At 33.1% G+C, this 6,442-nt stretch carries 7 protein-coding genes, 1 rRNA gene and 1 pseudogene; all 9 read right to left on the minus strand.

Going from position 1 to position 6,442, the window contains the following annotated elements; translation table 11 throughout:
* Positions 1-62: 62 nt before the first annotated feature.
* Positions 63-875, minus strand: a complete 813-nt coding sequence (locus GYY69_RS05955; RefSeq protein ID WP_081303122.1) for a hypothetical protein — start codon at positions 873-875, stop codon at positions 63-65.
* A 4-nt stretch (positions 876-879) separates the two neighbouring features.
* A complete protein-coding gene (locus GYY69_RS05960; RefSeq protein WP_174796848.1) occupies positions 880-1,089 on the minus strand; it encodes a helix-turn-helix domain-containing protein in 210 nt (69 codons plus the stop codon).
* A 12-nt stretch (positions 1,090-1,101) separates the two neighbouring features.
* Complete coding sequence (locus GYY69_RS05965; RefSeq protein WP_065638400.1) at positions 1,102-1,680, minus strand: DUF2975 domain-containing protein; 579 nt, start codon at positions 1,678-1,680, stop codon at positions 1,102-1,104.
* A 170-nt stretch (positions 1,681-1,850) separates the two neighbouring features.
* Positions 1,851-2,711: an RNA polymerase sigma factor RpoH gene (rpoH, locus tag GYY69_RS05970; RefSeq protein ID WP_174796849.1), complete on the minus strand. Its 861-nt coding sequence runs from the start codon at positions 2,709-2,711 to the stop codon at positions 1,851-1,853.
* Between the two features lie 202 nt (positions 2,712-2,913).
* On the minus strand, positions 2,914-3,882 hold the full coding sequence (gene ftsX, locus GYY69_RS05975; RefSeq protein WP_174796850.1) for a permease-like cell division protein FtsX: 969 nt from the start codon (positions 3,880-3,882) through the stop codon (positions 2,914-2,916).
* On the minus strand, positions 3,882-4,541 hold the full coding sequence (ftsE, locus tag GYY69_RS05980) for a cell division ATP-binding protein FtsE (RefSeq protein WP_174796851.1): 660 nt from the start codon (positions 4,539-4,541) through the stop codon (positions 3,882-3,884). The genes ftsX and ftsE overlap by 1 nt, the downstream gene beginning before the upstream one ends.
* A gap of 9 nt (positions 4,542-4,550) precedes the next feature.
* Positions 4,551-5,474: pseudogene (gene ftsY, locus GYY69_RS05985) on the minus strand (signal recognition particle-docking protein FtsY); the annotation flags it as partial.
* A 143-nt stretch (positions 5,475-5,617) separates the two neighbouring features.
* Positions 5,618-6,181 carry a pseudouridine synthase gene (locus GYY69_RS05990; protein ID WP_174796852.1) on the minus strand — a complete coding sequence of 188 codons (564 nt, stop codon included), beginning with the start codon at positions 6,179-6,181 and terminating at the stop codon, positions 5,618-5,620.
* Positions 6,182-6,325: 144 nt separating this feature from the next.
* Positions 6,326-6,441: ribosomal RNA gene (rrf, locus tag GYY69_RS05995) — 5S ribosomal RNA — on the minus strand.
* Between the last annotated feature and the right edge of the window lies 1 nt (position 6,442).

Here is a 6,442-nt window from a genome sequence, read left to right on the forward strand (position 1 = left end):
TTGTTATAAGTTATAACATCAACCATAGTAATTACTTTTTTTAAAAAAAGTGAATAAAATTATTACTTGTATTCAGTAGTAAACATCTGTAATGCTGGTTTATTTAGTCTTTGATATTGGCTGTAAGCAGTTGCCACTTTCAGTCGGATAGCTTCTTTAGATTCACCTTTCAACCAACTATCAATCATCGCATAAACACTATACGCTTCTGGTGCCATTCGATGCATAGTCAAAATCAAAGGCGTGATACCTAAACGAGATAGTGGTGGTGTAAAATATTGTTGGCTTTTGCAAGCAAATACCGCCGCATAACGTGATTTTTGTTTTTCTTGTTGTTCTTTTGATAATGTATCCCAGCGCAAGCTATCGGGTAAATATTTACGCCATGACCACTCCATTAATGAATCATGACCAATATAAATAACTAAGTCAGCCTTTCCTCCAGCAATAATTTTTTTATCACCAAGCAAATACAATTGATTTTTTTTACCTGCCGAATAGGTTAGAAAATCATCAACAGTATCATCTATATATTTGCCATCATATGCTTGCGCTACGATATAGACATCTTGATGTTGATGTTTATAAATTATTTCTTCTAATATTTTACCTTTGCTTGGTTTATTAATTTGAATAACCTGCCATTCTTTTTGCTTTGCAAAATAGGTCTTAAAACCGTAGGCTGCGCCCCAATAAAGATTATTTTTTGGATCTTGACCATTACCTATAGCTTTAGGAACCGGTGCAATCTTTTGATATTTGTTATCACAAAGTGCCACCAAAACATGAATCACTTTTGGATAAGCAAAGCAGGGAAGGGAGAGTATAAAATAAATAGTAGTTGCAAGCCATAACTGTGATTTCATTGCCTTCATTAATCTACTCTTTATCTATGTATTCTAATATATCACCTGGTTGGCAATCTAGATGTTTGCAGATTGCCTCGAGTGTTGCAAGTCTAAATCCTTTTACTTTACCTTGCTTAAGTAATGATAAATTTTGTTCTGTAATACCTATCGCCGCCGCTAAATCTTTGGATTTGATTTTACGTTTTGCTAGCATTACGTCTAAATTTATTATAATTGGCACATATGGCTCCTTTTAAATAAATTGTTTATTTTCTTCAGCTAGTTGGCAAGCTTTTTTCAATATTTGACCTATAAGCATAATACTCATGGCAGAAAATAGCGTTATAATATCATCACTAGAAAAAGAAATAGAAAAGTATCGTGCTGATGCGTCTTGATTATAAGTTAAGAGCATTGTCAATAAAGGTTCAGATAAAAAATTTATAATCCCCCATAAAACAAGCAATTTGCCAAATACGTAACAATGGTTAGCTGATTTTACCGAAAAATACTCTGATTGACTGTAATTAATAAACAATAATCTAAGTTGATAAAACGCATAAGCTAAAATAAGTATTAATGAAGTATCGATTAAGGTTGCGATAGTCGCTTGCCATCCAGATAACGATTTAGGATCAACATTATCAATCCCACTTTGGATAAAAGAAAACCCTCCAAATTCAAGCCCAATATTTTGCATATCAAAAAAATAATACAAGAATGGGAATATTGAGCTAATTAACATAATTAGAATAGGAATTAATGTTAATAATGCCATAAAGCGACAATATTGATTCAATCGAGAATGTGTTTTAGTCATATCTGTGTTCATCTTTATATCCTTTCTTTTATAAAACTGTACACAATATAACATAAACAAAATTTAAAACAATAAAATATTAAAATAAAACGATAATTTTTTATTGTTTTATTAGATTTAAGTACAAAAAAAACCTTACTTTTTTATCGGTAAGGCTTAGGAAGTTAACATTAACGAAAAAATTAGGCTTCAATAGCAACTCGTAATTTTTTCATTGCATTTTTTTCGAGTTGGCGAATTCGTTCAGCTGAAACACTATATTTATCAGCTAAAACTTGTAATGTAGATTTGCTATCATCTGAGTCTAACCAACGAGCTTTGATAATATCTTGGCTACGTTCATCCAATTTTAATAATGCATCGTGTAACTTATCTGTTGCGTCATTTTCCCAATTATCATTTTCTATTGATTTTGAAAAATCAGAATTACTGTCTTCTAGGTAAAGTGCTGGTGCAACAATTGAATTATCATCGTCATCACTATCTATATCAAATGACATATCTTGTGCTGACATGCGTGATTCCATTTCAAGTACATCTTTACGGCTTACACCTAACTCATTAGCCACCATATCAACTTCAGCATTATTAAACCAACCTAAACGTTGTTTGGTTTTTCTTAGATTAAAAAATAACTTTCTTTGTGCCTTAGTCGTGGCCACTTTAACAATACGCCAATTTTTTAATACGTATTCATGAATTTCGGCTTTTATCCAATGCACAGCAAATGAGACCAAACGCACCCCCATCTCTGGATTAAAACGGCGCACAGCTTTCATTAAACCAATATTACCTTCTTGAATTAAATCTGCTTGCGGTAAACCATAACCAGAATACCCACGAGCAATATGCGCAACAAAACGCAAATGAGATAATATCAATTGTCTTGCTGCATCAACATCGTCATGATAATAAAGTTTTTCACCTAATGATTTTTCTTCTTCTGCTGTTAGCATCGGATAGGTATTAATCATACGAATATATGATTCAATATTACCTTGTGGAATTAAAGCACTTACTTGCATTTTTATATCAGTACCCATTTAACTCCCCCTCTTAAATTAACTAGTTTTTGTCACATAAATAAGATGTAACAATTAAAAACATTAAACTGATGTTCACTTATCAGTTAGACCTTCAAGCTATAAATTAGTTCATATTTTTTATTTAAAATTAATAAAACATGTTGCGAGGATCTACATTTACTAAAACTAATACACATTCTAATTAGTTATGTCGAAATAGCTAGGTTATTTGTGTCATTTCTAAATATTTTTTAGTCGCAACAAGCGATGAAAGCCATCCAATAATGATAGTAATAAATATAATTAATAAGCTTTCATCCCACAATAAGCCTTCAATATGAATAATTGTCCCAAAAGCATCAGAAACATTCAATATAATTGATTCTATTTGAAAGATAAATATTTCCGATAACACCAACGAAACAACAGAACTAACAAAGCCAATAAAAATTCCACTATATAAAAAAGGACGTAAAATAAAACCTTCTGTTGCACCAATTAATTGCATAACAATTATTGTTTGTTTTCTAGCAAAAATATTTAAGCGAATACTATTACCGATTACAAGTGACACAGCAATAATCATAAAGATTGAAATAATCCAAAAAACAGATCTAACCATATTAGTTAGTGCAGTTAATCGAGTAAACCAGCTATCATCTAACTTTATATCATCTATGCCATCAATATTAAGTAATTCAACTTGTAATCGATGCAATACAACTGTTTTTTTTGCTTCTTCTTTAGGTATAACAATGGCTACTGCTGGTAGTGGATTTTCATCTAATAAATCCAATGCGCTACTGAATCCAGACCATGTTCTAAATTCCTCTTTTGTTTCATCTCGAGAAAGATAATCAACGCTATCAACCTCAGGATAAGATTTGAGTTTGGTCAGCAATTCTGTAGTTTGCTCCGAAGTTAATTCTTTATTGATATAAACAGTTAAATTAGGCGTTGGATACCATTGATGTGCAGCCTGATTGGCATTTTTCCAAAGTAAATAACTAATGGTTGGTAGCGTAATAGAAATCGCAATAACAAAAATAGTCAGTAATGATGCAAAAAGATGTTGAGTAAAATCATTAAAGGCATTGCGCCAAGCATAACTAATTTGCCTTTTCCAACGGGACAAAAAAGTACTTTTCGTTTCTTTCGATTTAGTAGATTTGATAGTGGTATTACGCATCAATTTTTTATCTCTAAACGCCCTTGATTTAAATGCAGTATTCTATGATGCTTACGACGAATAAGCCCCATATTGTGCGTTGCCATCAAAACAGTTACACCTGACCGATTAAACTCTTCAAAAAGCTTTAAGATATCTTTGGAAAGCTTATCGTCTAAATTACCGGTCGGTTCATCAGCAAGCAAGACACTAGGGCGATTAACAATCGCACGAGCTATCCCCACTCGTTGCTGTTCACCACCTGATAACTGTATAGGATAAAATTTCATCTTATTTATCAATCCGACTTTATCCAATGATGCTGAAACCCGCCTGCGTATTTCTTCTACCGGTTTACCCAAAATAATTAATGGAATAGCAACATTATCATAGACAGTGTGATCCATTAATAGCTGATGATCTTGAAATACCATACCAATAGTGCGACGTAAAAATGGCATATCGTGTCTTTTTAGGTTTGAAACATTAATACCATTTAGTAACACTTGACCATCATTGGCTTTCTCTAAACCACAAATTAATCGCATTAAAGTACTTTTACCTGCACCAGAATGGCCAGTTAAAAATGCCATTTCTCCAGATGATAAAGTAAAATTTATATTCTGTAATGCTGGTTTACCACCAGAATAAACTTTACTTACACGCAGAAATTCGATCATGACCTTTCTCTATTCATCTGCTTCATCAAATAAGGCATTTATAAAATCATTGGCAACAAAAGGCCTTAAATCTTCAATTTTTTCACCAACGCCTATATAACGAATTGGGATATTAAACTGATCTGCAATGCTAAAAATAATCCCACCTTTTGCCGTACCATCTAATTTAGTCAATGTCATTCCTGTTACGCCAACCGCTTCATTAAATAGTTTTGTTTGGCTAATCGCATTTTGACCGGTACCTGCATCGATGGTTAACATGATTTCATGAGGAGCTGTTTCATCTTGCTTCTTAATCACTCGTACTATTTTTTTCAACTCATCCATTAAATGAGATTTATTTTGTAAACGACCTGCTGTATCAGCTATTAATATATCTATTTTTTTTGCTTTCGCTGCTTGTATTGCATCAAAGATAACTGATGCTGAATCTGCATTGGTATGCTGTGCAATAACAGGGATATGATTACGTTCCCCCCAAACTTGCAATTGTTCAACAGCGGCAGCACGAAATGTATCGCCAGCAGCCAGCATAACTGATTTACCTTGTTGCTGAAATTGACGGGCTAATTTGCCAATTGTCGTTGTTTTACCTACACCATTAACACCAACCATTAAGATAACAAATGGGTTATGAGTATTAATATCAAGTGGTTTATCTACCCCATCTAAAATAGATTTCATTTCTTGTTTTAAAAGTACATGTAAAGCATCTGCATCTTTTAGCTCTTTTCTTGAGGCCTGCTTTGTTAAGCTATCTATAATCTTTTGTGTTGTATCAAAACCAACGTCAGCAATAAGTAACTGCTCTTCTAGTTCTTCAAATAAAGCATCGTCGATCTTTTTTCCTCTAAATAGACTTAAAAAACCAGATCCAATATTCTGTTTAGTTTTAAAAAGACCTTTTTTTAAACGGGAGAAAAACCCTTCTTTTTTTTGTTCAACCATAAATAATTTATCCCATGATCATTTAAAGATCATTGTATCTTATTTTAGAATAAAGCCCAATGCATTCGATCTTTTAAAAAGATTATAAAAGAAATATTTCGCGATCCATAATCAGTAAATATCACTGATTATAAATAAAGATCTCGAATAGCGATGAATCGCCATTCACTTAATGGTAACTGGTGAGTAAATAGATTATACCTTCCAATCTGAACACGCACTAGACGTAAACAAGGAAAACCGACAGCCGCACACATTCTTCTGACTTGTCGATTTTTTCCTTCTGAAATTGTCATACTTATCCATGAAGTTGGTATTGTTTTGCGCTCTCTAATAGGAGGAACTCTTTTCCACAATTGCAATGGCTCATCAAGAAAGGTTACAATGGCTGGCTTTGTATAAAATTCTTTTAATTGCACACCATTTCTTAGCCTATCTATAGCCTGTTGATTAATAATACCTTCAACTTGTACCCAATAAGTTTTTGGCAATTTAAACTTTGGTGAACTGATTTTGGCTTGTAATTTACCGTCACTGGTTAACAATAATAACCCCTCACTATCGGTATCTAACCGCCCAGCAGGGTAGAACTTAGGTAAGCTTATAAAGTCTTTTAACGTCTGATATTTTTCATGTGGTGAAAATTGAGTCGTAACATTAAACGGTTTATTAAAGGCTATTAATGAACTCATTTTGTTCTCTTATTAACTGATAATCTTCAATAACTAATTTTGATTAAGACTATTATAAATAGATAAATGATAATTTACTCACGATAAGATAATTAAAAGCAAAAAAGCCCAGCATCACTGCTGGGCTCTCTCTCAAATTTAAAAGTCTGGCGGCCCCCTACTCTCACATGGGTAATACCCACACTACCATCGGCACTACGGCGTTTCACTTCTGAGTTCGGCATGGGGTCAGGTGGGACCACCGCGCTATTACCGCCAGAC

Origin of the sequence: Gilliamella sp. ESL0250 (assembly GCF_013345045.1) — a bacterium.
Classification (GTDB): Bacteria; Pseudomonadota; Gammaproteobacteria; order Enterobacterales; family Orbaceae; genus Gilliamella; species Gilliamella apicola_H.

Excerpts from the sequence above, each read along its gene's own strand:
- GYY69_RS05955 (WP_081303122.1), bottom strand. The coding sequence starts at position 875 with ATGAAGGCAATGAAATCACAGTTATGGCTTGCAACTACTATTTATTTT.
- ftsX (WP_174796850.1), bottom strand. The coding sequence starts at position 3,882 with ATGCGTAATACCACTATCAAATCTACTAAATCGAAAGAAACGAAAAGT.
- GYY69_RS05990 (WP_174796852.1), bottom strand. The coding sequence starts at position 6,181 with ATGAGTTCATTAATAGCCTTTAATAAACCGTTTAATGTTACGACTCAA.
- ftsE (WP_174796851.1), bottom strand. The coding sequence starts at position 4,541 with ATGATCGAATTTCTGCGTGTAAGTAAAGTTTATTCTGGTGGTAAACCA.
- rpoH (WP_174796849.1), bottom strand. The coding sequence starts at position 2,711 with ATGGGTACTGATATAAAAATGCAAGTAAGTGCTTTAATTCCACAAGGT.
- GYY69_RS05965 (WP_065638400.1), bottom strand. The coding sequence starts at position 1,680 with ATGAACACAGATATGACTAAAACACATTCTCGATTGAATCAATATTGT.